The sequence below is a fragment of the Candidatus Baltobacteraceae bacterium genome (assembly GCA_036489885.1).
GTDB lineage: Bacteria > Vulcanimicrobiota > Vulcanimicrobiia > Vulcanimicrobiales > Vulcanimicrobiaceae > JAFAMS01.
Genome location: DASXEW010000003.1, coordinates 1,640,976 through 1,659,272, shown reverse-complemented (window position 1 = coordinate 1,659,272; position 18,297 = coordinate 1,640,976). Strand labels below are relative to the sequence as shown.

16 protein-coding genes are annotated in these 18,297 nt (G+C 61.7%); 1 reads left to right on the top strand and 15 read right to left on the bottom strand.

Annotated elements, in window-relative coordinates; translation table 11 throughout:
* Window positions 1–30: 30 nt before the first annotated feature.
* The 6 genes from VGG22_14090 to VGG22_14065 form a co-directional block, all read right to left on the bottom strand.
* On the bottom strand, window positions 31–1,011 hold the full coding sequence (locus VGG22_14090; protein HEY1729505.1) for a bifunctional oligoribonuclease/PAP phosphatase NrnA: 981 nt from the start codon (window positions 1,009–1,011) through the stop codon (window positions 31–33).
* Complete coding sequence (gene rbfA, locus VGG22_14085; GenBank protein HEY1729504.1) at window positions 1,008–1,373, bottom strand: 30S ribosome-binding factor RbfA; 366 nt, start codon at window positions 1,371–1,373, stop codon at window positions 1,008–1,010. Before rbfA ends, VGG22_14090 begins: the two co-directional genes overlap by 4 nt.
* Window positions 1,370–4,105 (bottom strand): translation initiation factor IF-2, encoded by a 2,736-nt coding sequence (gene infB / locus VGG22_14080; protein ID HEY1729503.1) that lies wholly within the window; start codon window positions 4,103–4,105, stop codon window positions 1,370–1,372. Before infB ends, rbfA begins: the two co-directional genes overlap by 4 nt.
* A 298-nt stretch (window positions 4,106–4,403) precedes the next feature.
* Window positions 4,404–5,603: a transcription termination factor NusA gene (nusA, locus tag VGG22_14075; GenBank protein ID HEY1729502.1), complete on the bottom strand. Its 1,200-nt coding sequence runs from the start codon at window positions 5,601–5,603 to the stop codon at window positions 4,404–4,406.
* Complete coding sequence (locus VGG22_14070; protein ID HEY1729501.1) at window positions 5,600–6,115, bottom strand: hypothetical protein; 516 nt, start codon at window positions 6,113–6,115, stop codon at window positions 5,600–5,602. The genes nusA and VGG22_14070 overlap by 4 nt, the downstream gene beginning before the upstream one ends.
* 76 nt (window positions 6,116–6,191) lie before the next feature.
* Window positions 6,192–7,376 (bottom strand): hypothetical protein, encoded by a 1,185-nt coding sequence (locus VGG22_14065; GenBank protein HEY1729500.1) that lies wholly within the window; start codon window positions 7,374–7,376, stop codon window positions 6,192–6,194.
* 89 nt (window positions 7,377–7,465) lie between these two features.
* Between VGG22_14065 and pyk the strand changes: the two genes are divergently transcribed.
* Window positions 7,466–8,902, top strand: a complete 1,437-nt coding sequence (pyk, locus tag VGG22_14060; protein ID HEY1729499.1) for a pyruvate kinase — start codon at window positions 7,466–7,468, stop codon at window positions 8,900–8,902.
* 84 nt (window positions 8,903–8,986) lie between these two features.
* Here the strand turns inward: pyk and recN are convergent, their stop codons facing one another.
* The 9 genes from recN to VGG22_14015 are packed head-to-tail and all read right to left on the bottom strand — an operon-like array spanning window position 8,987 to window position 18,162.
* Window positions 8,987–10,657 (bottom strand): DNA repair protein RecN, encoded by a 1,671-nt coding sequence (recN, locus tag VGG22_14055; GenBank protein HEY1729498.1) that lies wholly within the window; start codon window positions 10,655–10,657, stop codon window positions 8,987–8,989.
* Entirely contained in the window at window positions 10,657–11,526 is an 870-nt protein-coding gene (locus tag VGG22_14050) for an NAD(+)/NADH kinase (GenBank protein HEY1729497.1), read from the bottom strand. Before VGG22_14050 ends, recN begins: the two co-directional genes overlap by 1 nt.
* A complete protein-coding gene (locus VGG22_14045; GenBank protein HEY1729496.1) occupies window positions 11,526–12,287 on the bottom strand; it encodes a TlyA family RNA methyltransferase in 762 nt (253 codons plus the stop codon). Before VGG22_14045 ends, VGG22_14050 begins: the two co-directional genes overlap by 1 nt.
* 7 nt (window positions 12,288–12,294) lie before the next feature.
* Window positions 12,295–12,507, bottom strand: a complete 213-nt coding sequence (xseB, locus tag VGG22_14040; GenBank protein HEY1729495.1) for an exodeoxyribonuclease VII small subunit — start codon at window positions 12,505–12,507, stop codon at window positions 12,295–12,297.
* A complete protein-coding gene (xseA, locus tag VGG22_14035) occupies window positions 12,488–13,855 on the bottom strand; it encodes an exodeoxyribonuclease VII large subunit (protein HEY1729494.1) in 1,368 nt (455 codons plus the stop codon). The genes xseB and xseA overlap by 20 nt, the downstream gene beginning before the upstream one ends.
* Window positions 13,855–15,996 (bottom strand): PBP1A family penicillin-binding protein, encoded by a 2,142-nt coding sequence (locus VGG22_14030; GenBank protein HEY1729493.1) that lies wholly within the window; start codon window positions 15,994–15,996, stop codon window positions 13,855–13,857. The genes xseA and VGG22_14030 overlap by 1 nt, the downstream gene beginning before the upstream one ends.
* Window positions 15,993–16,394 (bottom strand): transcription antitermination factor NusB, encoded by a 402-nt coding sequence (gene nusB, locus VGG22_14025; GenBank protein ID HEY1729492.1) that lies wholly within the window; start codon window positions 16,392–16,394, stop codon window positions 15,993–15,995. Before nusB ends, VGG22_14030 begins: the two co-directional genes overlap by 4 nt.
* Complete coding sequence (accC, locus tag VGG22_14020) at window positions 16,395–17,756, bottom strand: acetyl-CoA carboxylase biotin carboxylase subunit (GenBank protein HEY1729491.1); 1,362 nt, start codon at window positions 17,754–17,756, stop codon at window positions 16,395–16,397.
* On the bottom strand, window positions 17,749–18,162 hold the full coding sequence (locus tag VGG22_14015; protein ID HEY1729490.1) for a biotin/lipoyl-containing protein: 414 nt from the start codon (window positions 18,160–18,162) through the stop codon (window positions 17,749–17,751). The genes accC and VGG22_14015 overlap by 8 nt, the downstream gene beginning before the upstream one ends.
* Window positions 18,163–18,297 lie beyond the last annotated feature (135 nt).

Sequence of the window (18,297 nt, the reverse complement as noted above, 5' to 3'; positions counted from 1 at the left end):
CGCGTTCCTACGCTCGGGATGACAAGAAGTTTAGAGACCCTCTGCATAGAGGGCTGAATGCACTCCAGCGATCGCCTCTTTTATGTTACCGGGATACGTAAGACCCGAAGCGCGGAAATGGCCTCCGCCGCCAAGACGCCCTGCCGCTGCTTGCACGTTGACGCGGCCGCTGCTGCGTAAGCTCACGCGCACGGCGCCGTCGAAATCCTTGAACAGCGCGGCGACTTCAACGCCTTCGACCGCCCGCAATTGATTGACGATGTCTTCGGTGTCTTCGTAGTCGGCGCCGAGCTCGTCGATCAACTGCTGATCGATCACGGCCCAACAGTAACGCCCTGCGTCGTCGAGCACTGCGCGCGAAAGCACCGCACCGAGCAACTTCTGCGCTTCAAACCGCTTGTTGGCGAAAATTTCGTCGGTGACGCGTTCTTTGTCGGCGCCCATATCGACGAGCCACGCCGACGTCCGCAGAACTTCGGCCGTGGTGTTGCTGTGCATGAAACCGCCGGTGTCGGTCATGATCGTCGTCAACAGGCTCGTGGCGATCTCGGGCGTGATTTGCGCGCCGAGCTGCTTGAGAAGACGCAGCACGCACGTTCCCGTCGAGCACTCGTCCTCCACCACGTAGTTGAATTTTCCGAAATGCTCGTTGCCGAGATGATGATCGATGTCTAAGATGTTCTCGCGCTTGAGTTTTGGAAGCGAGTCACCACCACGCGACGGACTGCTCATGTCGCCAAAGACGAACAGCGCATCCGCGGGCAGATCCTCCGGCAGCTTATTCGTCACCAAGTCTACGTCGGGAAGGAAACGCAGATTGCGTGGAACCTCGCCTTCCTGAAAATACGTGACGTGCTTGCCGAGACTCTTGAGCGCAAGCCCGAGTGCAATGCCGGCACCCAGCGTGTCGCCGTCCGGCTTCACGTGCGAAACCATCACGAAATGCGTGCGGCGCTTGAGCTCCGCAACGACTTCTTCCGTTGTCGAGTTCCGCAGCAGCGTCTCGCTCATTCGTGCACCTTCCCGGACGACACCGCGGCCGCTTCGTCGACCTTATGCGTCAGCTCGATAGCTCGCTCCGTCGTTCGGTCTTCCACGAAGTTCAGTTCGGGCGTGTAGCGCAGATCGATTTCGTCGCCGAGGCGGCCGCGAATGAAGCCCTTCCCCGACTCGAGCGCATCCATCGATTGCCGCGCGACGTGACGGTCGCCGATGATTGACACGAAGACCTTGCAGTACTTCATGTCACCGGTGATTTCTGCGCGCGTCACGGTCACGAAACCAAGGCGCGGATCCTTAACCTCTTCTGCGATGATCTTTGCGAGGGCTCGTTGGATTTCGTGATCGATCCGGCCTCGCCGTTCAGGCTTCAAGCCGTTGCCATCTCCGGCGCCACGAGCTCACTCGTGAACGCTTCGATAACGTCGCCGGCCTTGAGATCCTGATACTTCGCAACCTGCACGCCGCACTCGAAGTTCTCTTGAACTTCGCGCACGTCGTCTTTGAAGCGGCGCAGCGATTCCAATTCGCCCTCAAAAACGACGGCCGAGTCACGCAGCACGCGAACTTTCGCACTGCGCGTCAGCTTGCCGGACTGCACGTAGCAACCCGCAATCGTACCGACCTTCGAGACCTTGAAGACTTCGCGAACTTCCGCACGGCCAAGGACGACCTCGCGGAATTTCGGATCCAGCATGCCGACCATGGCCTTCTTCAGATCGTTTTCCACTTCGTAGATCACCTGATAGAAGCGCAGATCGACAAGTTCCGTCGATGCGAGCCGCTTCACGGCTTCATCCGGACGGATGTTGAAGCCGATCAAGACTGCGTTGGATGCCGATGCAAGGTTGACGTCGTTCGGCGTGATCGCACCGACGCCGGCATAGATCACGCGAATGTTGACCTCGGCCGTTGAAAGCGATTCGACACGCGCGCGCAGCGCTTCGACCGAGCCCTGACCGTCGGCTTTGATGACGAGGTTGAGCGTCTTTGCGCCCTCCGTTGCCATCTGCATGAACGTTTCGAGCGTGATCTTCGGACCGGCAGTCGTTTGAATGCGCACGTCGCGACGTTTGTTGCTGCGCTTGGCAGCTGCTTCGCGTGCGACACGTTCGTCGGAGACCACCATCAACGTATCGCCGGCTGACGGGACGTCCGAGAGGCCCATAAGCTCGACGGGAATCGAGGGGCCGGCTTTCTTCACTTGCTTGCCACGATCGTCGAGAAGCGCGCGAATCTTGCCGTAGGTGCCACCGACGACGACGATGTCGCCGACGCGCAGCGTCCCATTTTGCACGAGCACGGTTGCAACCGGACCACGTCCGCGATCCAGCGCCGACTCGATGACGACCGCCGCAGCACGGCGGTTCTTGTTGGCTTTGAGATCGAGAATGTCGGCTTCGAGCAAGACGGTCTCGAGCAGTTGATCGATGCCCGTGCCATTGCGCGCGGAAACCGGTACCATTTCAACCTTACCGCCCCAGTCGACGGGTTGCAGGCCTTGTTCAGTCAGCTGCGTCTTCACCTGATCGGGATTGGAGTCGGCCTTATCGATCTTGTTGATTGCCACGACGATCGGAACGCTTGCCGCGCGAATGTGGCTGATAGCCTCAATCGTTTGCGGCATAACGCCGTCATCTGCGGCAACCACGAGCACGGCGACGTCGGTAACTTTTGCACCGCGTGCGCGCATCGCTGTGAACGCTTCGTGACCGGGCGTATCGATAAACGTAATCTTGCGATCGTTCTTCTCGACCGTGTACGCACCGATACGCTGCGTGATACCGCCGGCTTCGCCCGCGGCAACGTTTGCTTGACGAATTTTATCAAGCAGCGAGGTCTTGCCGTGATCGACGTGGCCGAGCACGGTGACGACCGGCGGACGCGCCGTGAGCAACTCGGGACGATCTTCTTCTTGCTCGACGACGACTTCTTCGCCGGCTTCTTTGATGATCGCATCAAAGCCGAATTTCTTCGCGACGGCGATCGCCGTTTCGGCCGGAATGTTTTGGTTGATCGTCGCCATCGTGCCCATCTTGATGAGCTCTTTGATGATGTCTTTGGCCGGAATGATCATCGATGTCGCGAGCTCTTGCACCGTGAGCACGTCCGGAATCTCGATCTTCTCGAGCTTCGCAGGCGGTGTTGCAGGCGCTGCATCGAGCGAGCCGCGCTTTTTGTTGCGCGCTTTTTCGAGCAGCTGCTCTTTCTCGCGATCTTTCTTCGATAGTTTGTCGTCGCGATCGCGCGGTGCGCCGCGGCCATCGCGGCCGGGTGCACCTGAGCTCGGCGTCGGTCCGCCGCCGGCCGGATTGAGCGGCATACCGGGGCGCGGACCACCGGGACGTGGTCCCGGCGGAAGCGGACGGAAGGGTCCGTTGCCGGCTGGCCGCGGACGATTGGCGGGTGTACCGGGAGCGCCCGGACGAGGTGGTGTCAGCGGGCGTGCTTGATAGCCCTGACCCGGAATGCCGGGTTGACCGGGACGCGGCGCAACGCCGGGACGTCCGGGGAGACCGACGCGCGGGCCGGGCGCCGCCGACGTGGCTGCGGCTTGCGGCCGCGGTTGCTCCTGGGGAGCGGGCGGGCGAATCGAACTTTGGCCGGCCGGAACCGGACGGAGCTGCGGGATCGGCGCTTCCGATGCGGCGGCTGGAGCGGCAGCCGGCGCTGGACGCGGCGGCGCGGGTCTAGGAGCTGCGGCTGCAGCGGGTTCAGTGGCCTCGCCATTGTCGCTGGCTACCGGGGGCGGTGCCGGCGCGGGGGCTGCCGCGGCTGGAGCGCGACGCGGCGTATCGAGTACGGGCTTCAGGGTCGGAACCGGCTCGCCGCTTGCGGCCGGTGGTGGGGCTGCGGCGGCTTTGGGCGCCGGCTTAGGCTTCGCAGCCGGCGGGGGCGCGGGGATGGCTTCGGGCTTGGCAGCGGCGGCAGCATTCTTGGCTTTTAGCTGCGCGCGTAACAGATCGGCGATCTTATCGTCGACGACGCTGAGTTGATTTTTCGCCTCGAGCCCCAAGCGCCCGAAGAGGGCGATCAGGTCTTTCGAGGTCATTCCGAGCTCTTTAGCGAGCTCGAAAATCCGCACTTTTCCGGTAACCGTTGCCATACTGTCCTTTAATGAGACCACGGCGAACCTCAGAAGGCTTCGCCGACGAAGCGCTAGTTTATCATGTTTGAGCCTGTTCGGAGAAACTCAGCCGCTTGGCTAAGCCCTGGGAATCGTTTGTTCTTCGCGACCGCAGCGGCGCACTCCGAGGAGCAGAGATAGACGCCGCGGCCTGGTCGCCGGGTTGTCCCATCGGCGACCCAACCATTCTGAGCGGGAGTGAATCGGACCATTGCGCGTTGCGGATGCCGCTCTCGGCAGCCTGCGCACGAACGAATCGGCTCGCGCCCTAAAGACACTATTGCTGGAGCATCTCCCGCTTGAACTCTTCAAGACGCCGAAGCAGCTCCGGATCGACGGTCTCTTCACCCTCGGCCACGACCTCTTCGCCTTCAGCGACGACTTCGGCTTCGACCGTTTCGGTAACCGCGCCGCGCTCGTCACGTTCTGCAATATAACGCGCGCGATTTGTGTCGGCTTCGGTCTCCGATGTGATGTCGAGTCGCCAACCGGTTAGACGCGCAGCCAGACGTACATTTTGACCTTCACGTCCGATCGCAAGTGAAAGTTGATAATCGGGCACGATGACGAGCGCGACGCCGTCATCCTCGAAGAGCTCGACGCCGATGACTTTCGCCGGTGCAAGCGCATTTTGAATGAAACCACTCACATCGGGCGCCCAGCGAATGACGTCGATCTTCTCGCCGCGCAATTCGTCGGAGACGGAAGCGATGCGACTTGACTTCGGACCGAGGCACGCGCCGACTGCATCGACCTCAGGTCGATTCGAGTGCACTGCGACCTTCGTTCGGCTGCCGGCTTCACGCGCGATCGCCATGATCTCAACCACGTCTTCGCGGATCTCCGGGACTTGATTCTCGAGCAATCGCTGCACAAGACCCTCGGCCGCACGTGAAAGGACGACGAGCGGGCCTTTTGGACTCTTACGAACGTCGAGCACGTATGCACGAATACGATCGTTGATGCGATAATTCTCGCGGTGGACTTGCTCCGAAAGCGGCAAGAGCGCTTCGTGCTTGGCGTCGAGCAGCACGTACATATTGCGTTGTTCGTAACGCTGAACGACGCCCATAACGATGTCGTGCAGCTTTGCGCTGTACGTGTTGAAAATCGTATCGCGCTCCGCCTCGCGGATGCGCTGCACGATGACTTGCTTGGCGGTCTGCGCAGCGATGCGGCCGAAATCTTTCGGCGTTACTTCCTCGTCGAAGAAATCACCGGGCTCGTAGTGTCCGGCGGCTTCTTTTTTTGAAACCTCGAGTTTCGGATCGGCAACCTCATCGACGACGGTACGGCGATGATACACGCGATACTCTCCGCTTTGCCGGTCGATCGTGACGATCGCGTTTGCGTCGCTGCCGTAGTTGCGCTTGTAAGCTGAGATCAATGCAGCTTCCAGCGCTTCGAGCAGCATCTCGAAGCCGATACCGCGTTCGGTTTCGATCTCTTTGAGAGCCGAGAGCATTTCAGTATTCATCTGTGTCGTCTTTCTTTTTTCTCTTTTGTAAGGTCGGCACGCGGATCGAATTCGAGATTCGCGTGTTTGATGAGGGTTAGCGGGAGCGGCAGCTCGCCGTTTTTTTGCGTGAGGATGACGTTGGTACCGCGCAAGCCCTCGAGTCGTCCGCGATGCGTCTTTGCGCCGCGAACCATGATGTCGGTTGTGAGCTTGACGTTAGAGCCGATGAACCGTGTGTAGTCGGCGGGCCGCAAGAGTGGACGTTCCAGACCGGCGGATTCGACCGAAAGCGTGTAGAGATCGGGATACTGCTCCAGCGCGGCGTTGAGCTTGCGTGAGATGCGCTCGCAGGTCGCCACGTCGACGCCCCCCGCCTTATCGATCACGACTCGAAATTCGATCGAGCCGCGATGCTTGTGATGCGAGGTCTGTACGACTTCGATGTCACGCAAGGATGCGTCGACCGTTAGCTCGTGCGCTGCGCGCTCGAAGGCTCCGATCAGATCGCGTGCCTCGCCACCGGCCTGCACGGCTGACACCCTCCTCTTGGAAATACTAAAGCGCGCCTGGCGGCGCGCTTCGTCAGCGACTATACACCAAAGGCGCCTAGTTGTGCAACGGCGGCGGGGTAGGGTAGTTGATGCGCTGCTGCCGGTCGCGAGGATCCGCGATATCGTCGTTCTTCCTACAGGTGCCGACGTAGAAGACGGGCGGTTGCTCGGCCCCGCGCGTGACGACGAGCCAGCCCGCGCATATTTTCGGAAGAAGCGGGCCGAGATTGACTACCTTTATTGCGTAGAGTACCTGCCCGACATCGAACTCAAAGGCGACGGTCTTCTCGTTGATGCCTTTAAGCGGCGGCGGCTTCAGATTCTTGACGTCGTAGTCCGAGGCCAATTTCTTTTCGGCTTCCGCGATTTCGTCGTGGTAGCTCTTCGTATCGTAGTGCCGCTCTTCGTTAATTGTGCCGAGCATTTTCTTCATGCGCGCCTCGAGATCGGCTGCGTTTGCCGACGAGACAGGCGAGGGTTGTGCAGTCGGCGAGGCGGTCCGCACCGCGACCGGACGCGACGTCGGGGCGAGGGTTGGACGCGCCGTCGCGGGCCGTGCCGTGGCCGGGGGTGCCGTCGCGCGTGCCACCGCAGTCGGCGCCTGCGTTGGCGCAGCTGTGGGTGCGGATGTGGGCGAAGGCGCGCGCGTTGGGGCGACGGTCGGTGCGACGGTGGGGGCGACCGTGGGAGCGACGGTCGGCCGCGGCGTCGGCGGTGCCGTCGCGGGCTGCGGCGTTTCCGTCGGGGCGATGGTCGGGCGAACGGTCGGGACGGGCGTCGGTCGAACCGTCTCTTCGATGGTCGGCACAGGCGTGGGGCGCGCGGTTGGAACGATCGTCGGCGTCGGTTCCAGGGTCGGTTGCCGCGTCGGCACGACCGACGGAATCGCGGTCGGAAGAAACGTCGGTTTGAAGCTCACGGCAACTGTTGCAACCGGACGTGGAAGACGCAGCGGGCTTTGCTTCGGCCTGACTTTCGGGGTCGGGACATAGGTCGGCACCACTGTTGGGATCGCCGTCGGTCGCACGGTAATCGTGACGACCGGCGTCGGCGTGGGGCGCGCGGATTCGAGCGTAATCGTGGTCGAGGCCACCTTCGCTTCGCGCTGCTCGGAGGGTCCCGACTCGCTTCGGAATGCGAGTATCTGGAACAGCACGAGAAAGAATAGGAAATGCACGACCAGCGAGAGCCCATAAGCTCCGCTGAAACGCCGGCGGTCCCCAGGCTCACGCGCGCTCACGCTCTCGCACTATGACGCTTGGCGCGAGCTTCCATTTGTCGGTTCAGTTTCAGGAGGCTGTCGTGTTGCGTCCGAGAAGCGCGCGCAACATGGGAAATGTCAACCGAGAAGGCAAGCGAACGAAGATCGTCGCGACGATTGGGCCGTCATCGCGCGATCCGCAGATGCTGCGATCGATGTTTCTCGCCGGTGTCAACGTCGTGCGTTTGAACTTCTCGCACGGTACGCACGAAGAGCACGGCGCGGTGATCGACGACGTGCGCCGTATTGCGAACGAGCTCGACATCATCGTCGCCGTGCTGCAAGATCTTCCCGGACCCAAAGTGCGAACCGGCCCCCTCGATGGACAAGCTACCGTTCATCTCGAGAGTGGCGCACCCTTTACGCTCACGACGCGACAAATGCAAGGCACGCCGTCGTGCGTCTCGGTGAACTACGCAAACCTGCCGAACGACGTCGACGCCGGCCGGTCGATCTACTTGCAAGACGGCACGATCGCGCTGCGCATCGACGAGGTCACTTCGGACGAAGTACGTACGCACGTCGAAGTAGGCGGCGATCTGCGTCCTTCGCAAGGCATAAATTATCCAGACGGCACCTTACAAATCGAATCCGTCACGGATCGCGACCTCGAACACTTGGCGTACGGTCTCTCGAAGGACGTCGACTGGGTCGGCGTCTCGTTCGTGCGTTCGGCCGAGGATCTCTTACGCGTGAAGGCCTTCATTCACGAACGCAACCACGACACTCCGGTGATGGCGAAAATCGAGAAGCACGAAGCGCTCGAGCACATCGCGGAGATCATCGACGTCGCCGACGGCATCATGGTCGCGCGCGGCGACTTAGGCATCGAAGTTCCTCTTGAAACGGTGCCGATGATTCAAAAGCATTTGATCGAACGCGCAAACCGCGCAAGCAAACCCGTCGTCACGGCGACACAGATGCTCGAATCGATGATCACGAATGCGCGTCCGACGCGTGCCGAGGCGAACGACGTTGCAAATGCAATTCTCGACGGCACCGATGCCGTAATGTTGTCCGGCGAAACGGCGCGTGGAAAATATCCTCTCGAAGCGGTCAAAGTCATGGCAACGATTGCCAGCGAAATCGAGAAAGATTATCCGCACGCTGAAATGAAAGCGCGGCGCCTTGAATACCACGACGGCTCGATCGCGACCACCGTCGCACAGGCAGCGGCGCTGTGCACCGAGGACCTGAGCCTTCGCTCGGCGGTCACCGGTACGACGACCGGCAACACGGCGCGGCACATCTCGTCATTCCGGCCGACCGCACGAATTTACGCGATCACCCCCCGGCGCGAAGTCGCGCGCCGGCTCGCGGTCGTCTGGGGCGTCGAAGCCCTGGTCGTTCAGAGCTACAAGATGTTCGAAACGATGCTCGAGCTCGCCGAAGCGCGCCTGCTCTCCGAGGGGATCGCCGAACGCGGCGAAGTCATCGTCGTCACGAGCGGCATGCCCGTCGGCGAAGGCGGCACCAACGTCGTCAAACTCCACCGGATCGAGTAAGGATCACCGGGCGCAAGGCACGTATCACGCCATTGTCATAGGGGCGGGAAATCGGTCGCTCGCGATCATCGTACGTGCGCCCGGTTATCCCGCCTTGCGTTCTTTCAACAATGTCCGCGCATGCTGCAATGACACGCCGGTTGTGGCGCCGCTGAGCATGCGCGCCAACTCTTCAAGGCGCGCGTCGCGATCGAGGTCGACGATCTCGATGAGCGTCGCGGATTTCGTTTCAGTCTTGCGCAGCGCGACCTGACGATCTGCGTAAGCGGCGATTTGCGCGAGGTGCGTCACGCACACGACCTGCAGATCGCGCGCGAGATCGGCGAGACGCGCACCAACGGCATTTGCGGTCGCGCCGCCGACGCCGGCATCGATTTCGTCGAAGATGATCGCCGTCCGAGCGGAACGATCCGCAAGCACGACCGTGAGCGCCAACATGACGCGCGAAAGCTCGCCGCCCGAAGCGCTGCGTCCCAGCGACCGCGCAGGTTCACCCGGATTCGCCGCGAGCATGAACTCACACCGCTCGGCGCCACGCGGTCCAATCTGCTCGAGCGTCTCGAACGCGATCTCGAATCGCGCCGACGGCATCGCAAGCGCAGCCAGCTCGGTCGAGATTTTCTTCTCACACGTCTTCGCGGACGCCTGACGCAGCTTCGTGAGCTTCGCCGCAGCGTCGCGGAGTGCGATCGCCGCGTCGTCGCGGGCACGTTGCAGGCTCGCGCGATGCTCGTCGGCGTTCTCGAAACGCTTGGTCGTTTCATCGAAGCGCTGCTTCGCTTCGAGTACCGCCCCGACCGAGCCGCCGTATTTTTTCTTGAGACGATCGAGCAGCTCGAGCCGGCCCGTGATCGAATCGAGTTCGGCGGGATCGACGTCGACAGACTCCAGCTGTCGCGCCAGGCGCGCGGACAACTCCGAGGTCTCGCTCTGCAGCGTACTCGCCGCGCTCGCTAACTCTTCCAGCTCGCGCGCGTAGCGGCCGACGCCCGACAACGACGTCGCAGCGGCGCCCAAGCTGTCCGACGCACTCGTCTCACCGTCAATCAGCGCGTCGTGTGCCGCACGCAACGCGCTCGCGATCCGCTCAGCGTTGACGAGCAAATCGCGCCGCTCTCGCAAACGCTCCTCTTCGCCCGTCTCGGGCGCCGCGTCGGCGATTTCGCGGGATGCGAACGTCGCATAGTCGGCGTCGGCGAGCGCGCGACCGGCTTGCGCCTCGAGTCCTGCAAGCTCGGCGACTACGCTCGCATGCCGCTCGTGCGCCGCACGCAGCTGCGTCGACGTCGCAAGCAATTCCGCGCCGCCGAACCGATCGAGTGCTTCAAGCTGCTGCGCGGGGACGAGCAGACGCTGCGCTTCGTGCTGGCCGACGATCTCCGCAACTTCGCGGCCGATCGTGCGCAATTGCGCTGCGCTCACCGGCACGCCTCCGACCCGCGCACTCGTCTTCCCCTCGGAAAGTTCGCGCACGATCGCAAGCGTTTCGTCCTCGTCGATCTCGATGCCGGCGGCGGCAATGGCTGCGAGCGTGCGTGCGTCCGGTTCGATCTCGAGCGAAATGCGCGCGCGCTTGCGTCCTTTCCGAACCGCGTCGGTCGCGGCGCGCGCACCGAGCGCAAAGTCGATCGCGGCGAGCAGCATTGTCTTCCCGCTGCCGGTCTCGCCCGTAATGGCGGTCAGTCCGGCGGCTGGTTCGAGCTCTGCGTGCGCGATAAGCTCGTAATCTTCGACGGTCAGGCGCCGGAGCGCCATTAGCGCGATGTTCCTCGAATCGAAACGCCCCAACGCAATTTCTGTTCGAGGCGGGAGAAGTAGCGCTGCTTTCCGCGATGCGCGAAACGTACCGGCTTCGCGGCGCGCCGGATGATGACGCGATCGCGCGGCGAGAGATTCGCGACCATCTCGCCATCGGCTTCGAGATTGGCGTGAATGCTTTCCGAATCGACGCAGATCTCGATCGTCGAATTCGTCGGAACGATCAGCGGACGCGCAAAGAGCGTGTGAGGCAAGAGCGCTGCGATTCCGAATGCATCGACTTGCGGCGAAATGATCGGACCGCCAGCTGAGAGGAAATATGCCGTCGAGCCCGTCGCCGTTGAGACGACGACACCGTCGGATGGAAGATCGGCGACATGCTCTCCGTCAAGCGAGAGGCTGAACGTATCGATGCGTGAGGCGTCGCCCTTGTGAACGACGACGTCGTTCAGCGCAACATGCGTTTTGCCGTCCGGAAGCTGCGCTTCGAGCGCGGCACGTTCCTCGATGACAAGCTCCGATCTGTCCTCGAGCACGCGCTTGAGGTCGGTGCGCATGCGGCCGTCGCCGTCCAGCTCGAGCTCGGTTAGAAAACCAAGCCGGCCGGTGTTGATGCCGAGTAAGGGAATGTCGAACGGGTATGCAATTCGCGCGGCCCGCAGCAACGTACCGTCGCCGCCGATAGCGACCATGTAGTCCGCATCCTCGACACGCGTCCCTTTGTCGGCGAGACGCAGCGTCGCGTCTTGACCGTCGCAGAGCGCAACGTTGTAGCCGGCATCGCGCGCACCGCTCGTCGCCTCGGTGGCAACGCGCCGGGCACTTTCTTGCGTGAGATCGATATAGAACGCGACGGTGTGCGCCATCAACCGTGCGCCTCTTCGACGAGCCGCTCGATATCGCCGTCGGCGAGCAGATTTTCTCCGCGCTTGAGCTCCAGTAGGAATTCGACGTTCCCGGCCGGGCCGCGCAGCGGCGAGACGATTGCCGCGACGACGCCGAGTCCCAAATCCGGCGCAGCATCCCTAAACTCGCGCAGGATGTCGCGGTGCGTTTGCGGATCGCGCACAACACCGCCGCCTCCAAGCCGCTCGCGCCCGGCTTCAAATTGCGGCTTGAGCAGCGCAACGATCTTACCGCCATCACGCAGATACGCAATCGCGCGACGCAAGATCGTCCGTAGCGAAATGAACGACGCATCGGCGACGATCAAATCGAAACCGCTCGGAAAAGCATCATCCGGCAACGTTCGAAAGTTGGTGCGCTCGACTACCGTCACGCGCGAATCGTCGCGCAGCTTCAAGTCAATCTGGCCATAGCCGACGTCGACGGCTACGACGCTCGCAACACCGCGCTGCAAAAGACAATCGGTAAAGCCACCCGTCGATGCGCCGATGTCGAGCCCGTGAAGACCTGTGGGATCGATTCCGAACGCATCCAGCGCAGCTTCGAGCTTTTCGCCGCCGCGACTGACGTAGGGACGGGGACGTTCCACCTCGACTGACGCGTCGACCGAGACGGCAGTGCCCGGCTTCGTCAGCGCTCGTCCGTCGACGCGCACGCGTCCGGCCATGATGAGACTGCGCGCTTGCGAGCGCGTCACACCGCTCCGCTCGGCGACTGCCATGTCGAGCCTAGTAGTTCTCGGTTGTGGTGGCACCATTGCCGGCGGCGTCGATCTTGCTTTGTGCGTCTTTCAGCAACGCCTCACAGCGTCGCGCAAGGTCCTTGCCTTCTTTGAAGAGATCGACGGAACGATCCAGCGAGACGTCCTCGGTCTCGAGCTGTTTTACGATCGCATCGAGCCGCGCGAGCGCGGTTTCAAACTCATCCGCCTTCTTTTCCATCCGATTCTTTCCGTTCGACGCGTGCGATGAGCGTTCCGCGAGCTACCTTCGCCTGTACCGCGGCGCCTTCGGGGACCGACGCCGCATCGCGTACCGTCTTTCCTTCATACCGTACGATTGCGTATCCACGTTGCAAAATCGCTTCCGGATCTTTGCCGTTGAGCTCGGTCGTCTTGAGTTTTAGGCGCTCGGCCAGCACTTGGAGCCGTCGATCGGCCGCATTTTGCAGCCGAACGGCTACCACGTCAAAAACGCGCCGGCGCTCTGCGATGCGGCCCTTCGGATCGAAGCGCTCCAGGCGCCGATCCAGCCCTTGAAGTCTCGAGGAATACCGGCGCACGCCTTCGTCGACGCGCACGGCCAGCGCGCCGATTGCACGATCGACATGCTGCCGGCGGATCCCGACGATACGCCCGGGATCGGTAATCGCCGAACGTCCGATTGCGCGTTCCAAGTGCGTCGCACCCGAGGCAATCTTTCCGCGCGCCATTCGTTCGACGCGGCTCACGCGTCCCCCGATCGAGCGCAGCAGCTCATCGCGAGGAATAGGCGCAACGATGTGCGCCGCAGCGGAGGGCGTTTCGGCCCGTCGATCTGCCACGAGGTCGGCGATGGTCAGATCGGTTTCGTGACCGATTCCGGTGATCACCGGCTTCGGTGCACGCAGAATCGCGCGCGCAACTTCTTCCGTGTTAAAGGCGAACAGGTCTTCGTAGGAGCCGCCGCCGCGCGCTACCACCACGCAGTCGACATCGAGGCGCGAGGCGCGATTGATGGCCCGCACGATTTCGGTTGCCGCACCGATTCCTTGCACCGGCGTCTCGCAGAACGTCACCTCGACGTACGGTGCACGCGCGTGCAATATCTTCAGAAAGTCGGCTGCACCGGCCGCGCCCTTCGCGCTCACGAGCGCAAGCGAGAACGGATATGTCACGATCGGGCGTTTGCGCTCGGGGGCAAATGCGCCCTCAGCTTCGAGCTTGCTCTTCAGCTTTTCATACAGCTCGTGGAGGCGTCCGACGCCTTCTTGTTCGACGCGATACGCGATCAGCTGATACTTGCTGTTCTTTACGTACGCGCCGATCTCACCGTACGCGATAACCTGTTGCCCGTTTTCCAGGCGCGGAAGCTCGCGCGCTTGGTCGCTCCATACGACACAGCTCAAAAGCGCATCCGCGTCTTTGAGATCGAAATATACGTTACCGTTCGGACGCGCTGAAACGTTCGAGACTTCCCCTCTCACGCCGACATTGCGCAACCACTTGTCGTTGGCAAGAATGTTGCGCAAATAGACGGACAAGCGCGACACCGCAACAATGCGGGCGCTCGTGCTCTCTTTCGGCTGCACTATGGTGTGTTCGCCGGTTCCGGAGCGGCGGTGGTCGTTTGGCCGTTGTTGACGTTCATGAAATGCTCGCCGTCGCCGACCATACCCGGCGGAACGTCGGTCGGAGTTGCGGCCGGAACTGCTTTCGGTGCGGCCTTGGCGGGCGTTTCGTCGACGGAGCCACACGATTCCGGCGGCCCCGTTCCTTGCAAGAAGTATTCGATGCGGCCGCTTCCGCAGAGACGCACTTTGCGCACTTCGCTCTTCGGCATCTCGAATTCATGATGCGGAACGTCAGCCAGCGCTTCTTTCATGAAGCGGGCCCAGACGCGCGCGGGGATGTTGCCGCCGTACGATTCGTTCATGCGCGAATAGTTGTCGTTGCCGAGCCACACGGCCGTAACCAGATCGGGCGTGTAGCCGACGAACCAGGCGTCGCGGAAATCCGTCGTCGTGCCCGTTTTACCGGCGGCCGGGCGTCCGATGACGGCGTTCGGATAGCCGGTCCCTTCGTTGATCACGCTGGTCAGCATTTGCGTCATCACGAACGCTGTCCCCGCGCTCACGACTTCAGTCTGCTGTGGATACTGATTATCGAGAACAACCGAACCGAAGCTGTCTTTCACGAGACGAATCGGTGAGGGGTCGATGTGAATTCCCGCGTTTGCAAGCGTTGCGTACCCGGCAGCCTGCTCCAGCGGCGAGATTCCTTCGCTGCCGAGAGCGAGCGAGAGATTCGGCTCGAGCTTTTCCTTGATCCCCATGCGTTTTGCGTACTCGATCACCCGATCGATGCCAAGACGCTCGGCAAGCTTTACCGCTACGACATTGCGTGATTGCGCCAGCGCGTAGCGCAGCGTCATCGCGCCGTAAAAGCGGTGATCGTCATCTTGAGGGCTCCACATGGTCCCGTCGCCCATCGGATACGAGACCGGCGTGTCCTCGACGATCTCGTTCGGCGGAATCCCGCTATCGATGGCAGCCGTGTAAACGTAGACTTTAAATGAAGAGCCCGGTTGACGGCGAGCCTGCCATGCGCGATTGAACTGATTGTCGAGCGTCCAGCCGGTGCCCCCGACCATCGCAAGTATCTCGCCGGTTTGGGGACGGATCGCGACGAGCGCCGCTTCATGCGCGTTGATTCCCTCGGCCGCAGCCTGCGCTACGCCCCAATCGATGGCCTTCTGCGCCATCTGCTGCACCTTCGGATCGAGGGTCGTGTCGACGGTCAATCCGCCTTCGAAGGTCGCCTGCGTTCCGAACGTTTCGTTCAAGCGGTGAACGACGTACGTCGTGAAATACGGATACTTATACGATTGCAAGCCCTCGGGACGCTCGCCGACGAGATTGACGGAGTCGGCTTCGGCGGATTCCGCCTGATCGCGCGTAATGAAACCGCTCGCGAGCATCCGCTCGAGGACGTGACGCTGCCGCTGCTTGGCGAGATCCAGGTTCACGTACGGCGAGTAATCCGAAGGCGCAGGGACGATTCCGGCGAGCATTGCGGCTTGACCGAGCGTCAGATTTCCGACGTCGGTTCCGAAATACGTGTGCGCTGCGGCTTGCACGCCGTACGCACCCGAGCCGAGGTAGATCAGATTGAGATAGCGCTCGAGAATTTCGTCTTTCGTGTAATAGCGCTCGATCTCGATTGCGAGCAGCGCCTCCTGAATCTTGCGCGAGATCGAGACTTCATTCGAAAGAAACAGCCCGCGCGCGAGCTGTTGCGTGATGGTCGAGCCGCCTTGGATCGGTTGGTGCCGCCAATCCGCAATGCCCGCACGCAGAATGCCCTCGAAGTCGATTCCGTGATGCGAGTAAAAGTGAGCGTCTTCGCTCGCCACGAACGCGTTGCGTACCAAAACCGGCACTTTGTCGAGCGACACCCAAACGCGATTCTGTTTGTAGAGATCGGCGAGCACCGTACCGTCGCGCGCAAACACCTGCGTCGAACGTTCGGGTTGGAAATCCGCCATGCGGTTGATGTCGGGCAAATGCGTCGAGTACGTCGCGATGATGCCGGCGGTAAGACCGGCGACAATCAGGACCGCGAGCAGCGCGATGAATGCGGCCGTCCGGAAAAAGCGTCCACCGCCTCCGCCTTTCTTCTTCGCGGCCGGTTTCTTGCGCGTAACCGTCGTGCGCCGCGCCGCCGTACTCACGCGCGCGCACCCGATTTGGTAACGTTCGACAACACGCCGTTCACAAAGCGCGGCGACTCATCGGTCGAAAACTTTTTCGCAAGCTCGACGGCTTCGTTGATCACGACGGCCTGGGGCGTCTCGCGATGCATCAGCTCGAAAACCGACATACGCAGCAGCAAGCGATCGATCGTCGGGAGACGTTCGATCGTCCAACCGTCCAGGAGCGGCGTGAGCACTGCGTCGCTCTCGACAGCGTGATCGAGCGTTCCGGTGACGAGGTCCTCGACAAAGCGGCGATGTTCGGAATCAGCGCTACCGCACGTTTCGATCACCATGTCTTGCGCCGGACGGTGCCCGATCTCGACCCCGAATAGCGATTGCAGCGCCAATTCGCGCGCATGCTTGCGTGACGCCATCTACGCTTCCGTTAACACGTGCTCGCGCATAAACGCCTCATCGAGGAAATCGATCGGAACGCCGCCTTCTTGAAATCGGGCATCTTCGAGGATTCGACGGCAAATTGCAACCGTCGTCTTTACACCTTCAATACGGGTTTCGGCGAGGGCGCGTTCCATACGTGCAAGAGCCGAGGCGCGCGTACGGCCGACGGCCACAATCTTTGCCAAAAGTGAATCGTAATACGGCGGAATCGAGAGACCCGCGAAGAGATGCGTATCGACTCGAATGCCCGGGCCGCCGGGCAGTTCGACCGCGGTCACGATCCCCGCGTCCGGTGCGAAATCGCGCTCCGGATCTTCTGCGTTGATGCGGCACTCGATCGCGTGACCATGGGGTGAAAGATCTGCTTGACCAAAACCGAGCGGCTCACCAAACGCGATCCGAATCTGTTCTTTGACGAGATCGACGCCGTAGATCAGCTCGGTGACGGGATGCTCGACCTGAATCCGCGTGTTCATCTCCATGAAATAAATCTGTTCGCCCGCAACCAGAAACTCGAGTGTCCCCGCATTCGTGTAACCGCACGCTTGTCCGGCGCGTACCGCTACTCTGCAGAGCTCGTCTCGTACATCGGCGTCGAGACCCGGAGCCGGCGTTTCTTCGATCAGCTTTTGGTGCGAGGGCTTTTGTATCGAGCAGTCGCGCTCGCCCAGATGCACGACTTCGCCTTGCGAATCGGCGAGGATCTGCACCTCGACATGCCGCGGATGAACGATGAGCTTCTCCATATAGAGCCGCCCATCTTGAAAGTTTACCTCGGCCTCACTTTGCGCGCTTGCGAAGGCCCTGCCGATCTCGTCCTCACGTGCAACGGCACGCATCCCGCGCCCGCCGCCGCCCGCGGTTGCTTTGAGCAACACGGGATACCCTATCGAACGAGCCGCTTTCTTAGCCTCATCGAGCGTCGCGAGGATTCCGCTCCCGGGAATCGTCGGCACGCCCGCGCTTTGCATGATCTGCTTTGCGTTCGCCTTGTCGCCCATCTGTTCGATGACCCGCGGCGTCGGACCAATGAACGTGATGCCGTGATCCGTGCAGATCTGCGCGAAGCGCGAGTTCTCGGCGAGAAATCCGTAACCCGGATGCAATGCATCGGCGCCGGTGATGAGCGCAGTCGAGATAATGTTCGGAATGTTTAGGTACGAGCGCGCTGCGGGTCCGGGTCCTACGCAAAAAGCTTCGTCGGCGAGGCGTACGTGAAGCGCAGAGCGATCGGCTTCACTGAAAATCGCAACCGTCGCGACGCCCAGCTCGCGGCAGGCGCGGATGATGCGCAGCGCAATCTCGCCGCGATTGGCAACGAGTACTTTTCTAAACACGCGAGCGGTCGATTGCAAACAAGGGGGCGCCGTAGTCCACAGCTTGACCTTCTTCGACGTAGACCACGGCAACACGTCCGGCACCGCGCGAACGGATCGGATTTCGTATACCAAGCGCCTCGATGAAAGCAAGCTCGCGATCGGCGTCGACGACGGAACCCGCCGTCACAGGCGGGCGCAAGAAGCGAACCCGCCCGACCAAATCGGAGGTAAGGACGTCGTACTCGGGGGCGGGACCGGAGGCTTCCTCGATTATGGTTCCGGCCGGCTCAACCGGCTGTGCGAGAGTCCGGGAAAGCTCAATTTCGATCTCACCGTCGGCTATGCTGACCACTTCAAGTCCCTCGCGGACCAGCGTTTCGGCGAGCGGTCGTACCCTCGACTCGATCAAGTCGTCGAATGTCACGTCGCCTGCCCTTCCGCTCGGGGCGCAGGCCGCCCTACGAATGAACGGGAACCTAGAACGGCAACCGGTTGTTGTAACATACGAATGTCTCTTTTAGAAGGGGCGCTGCCCCTTACGCAGCCTCAGTCCAAAGTG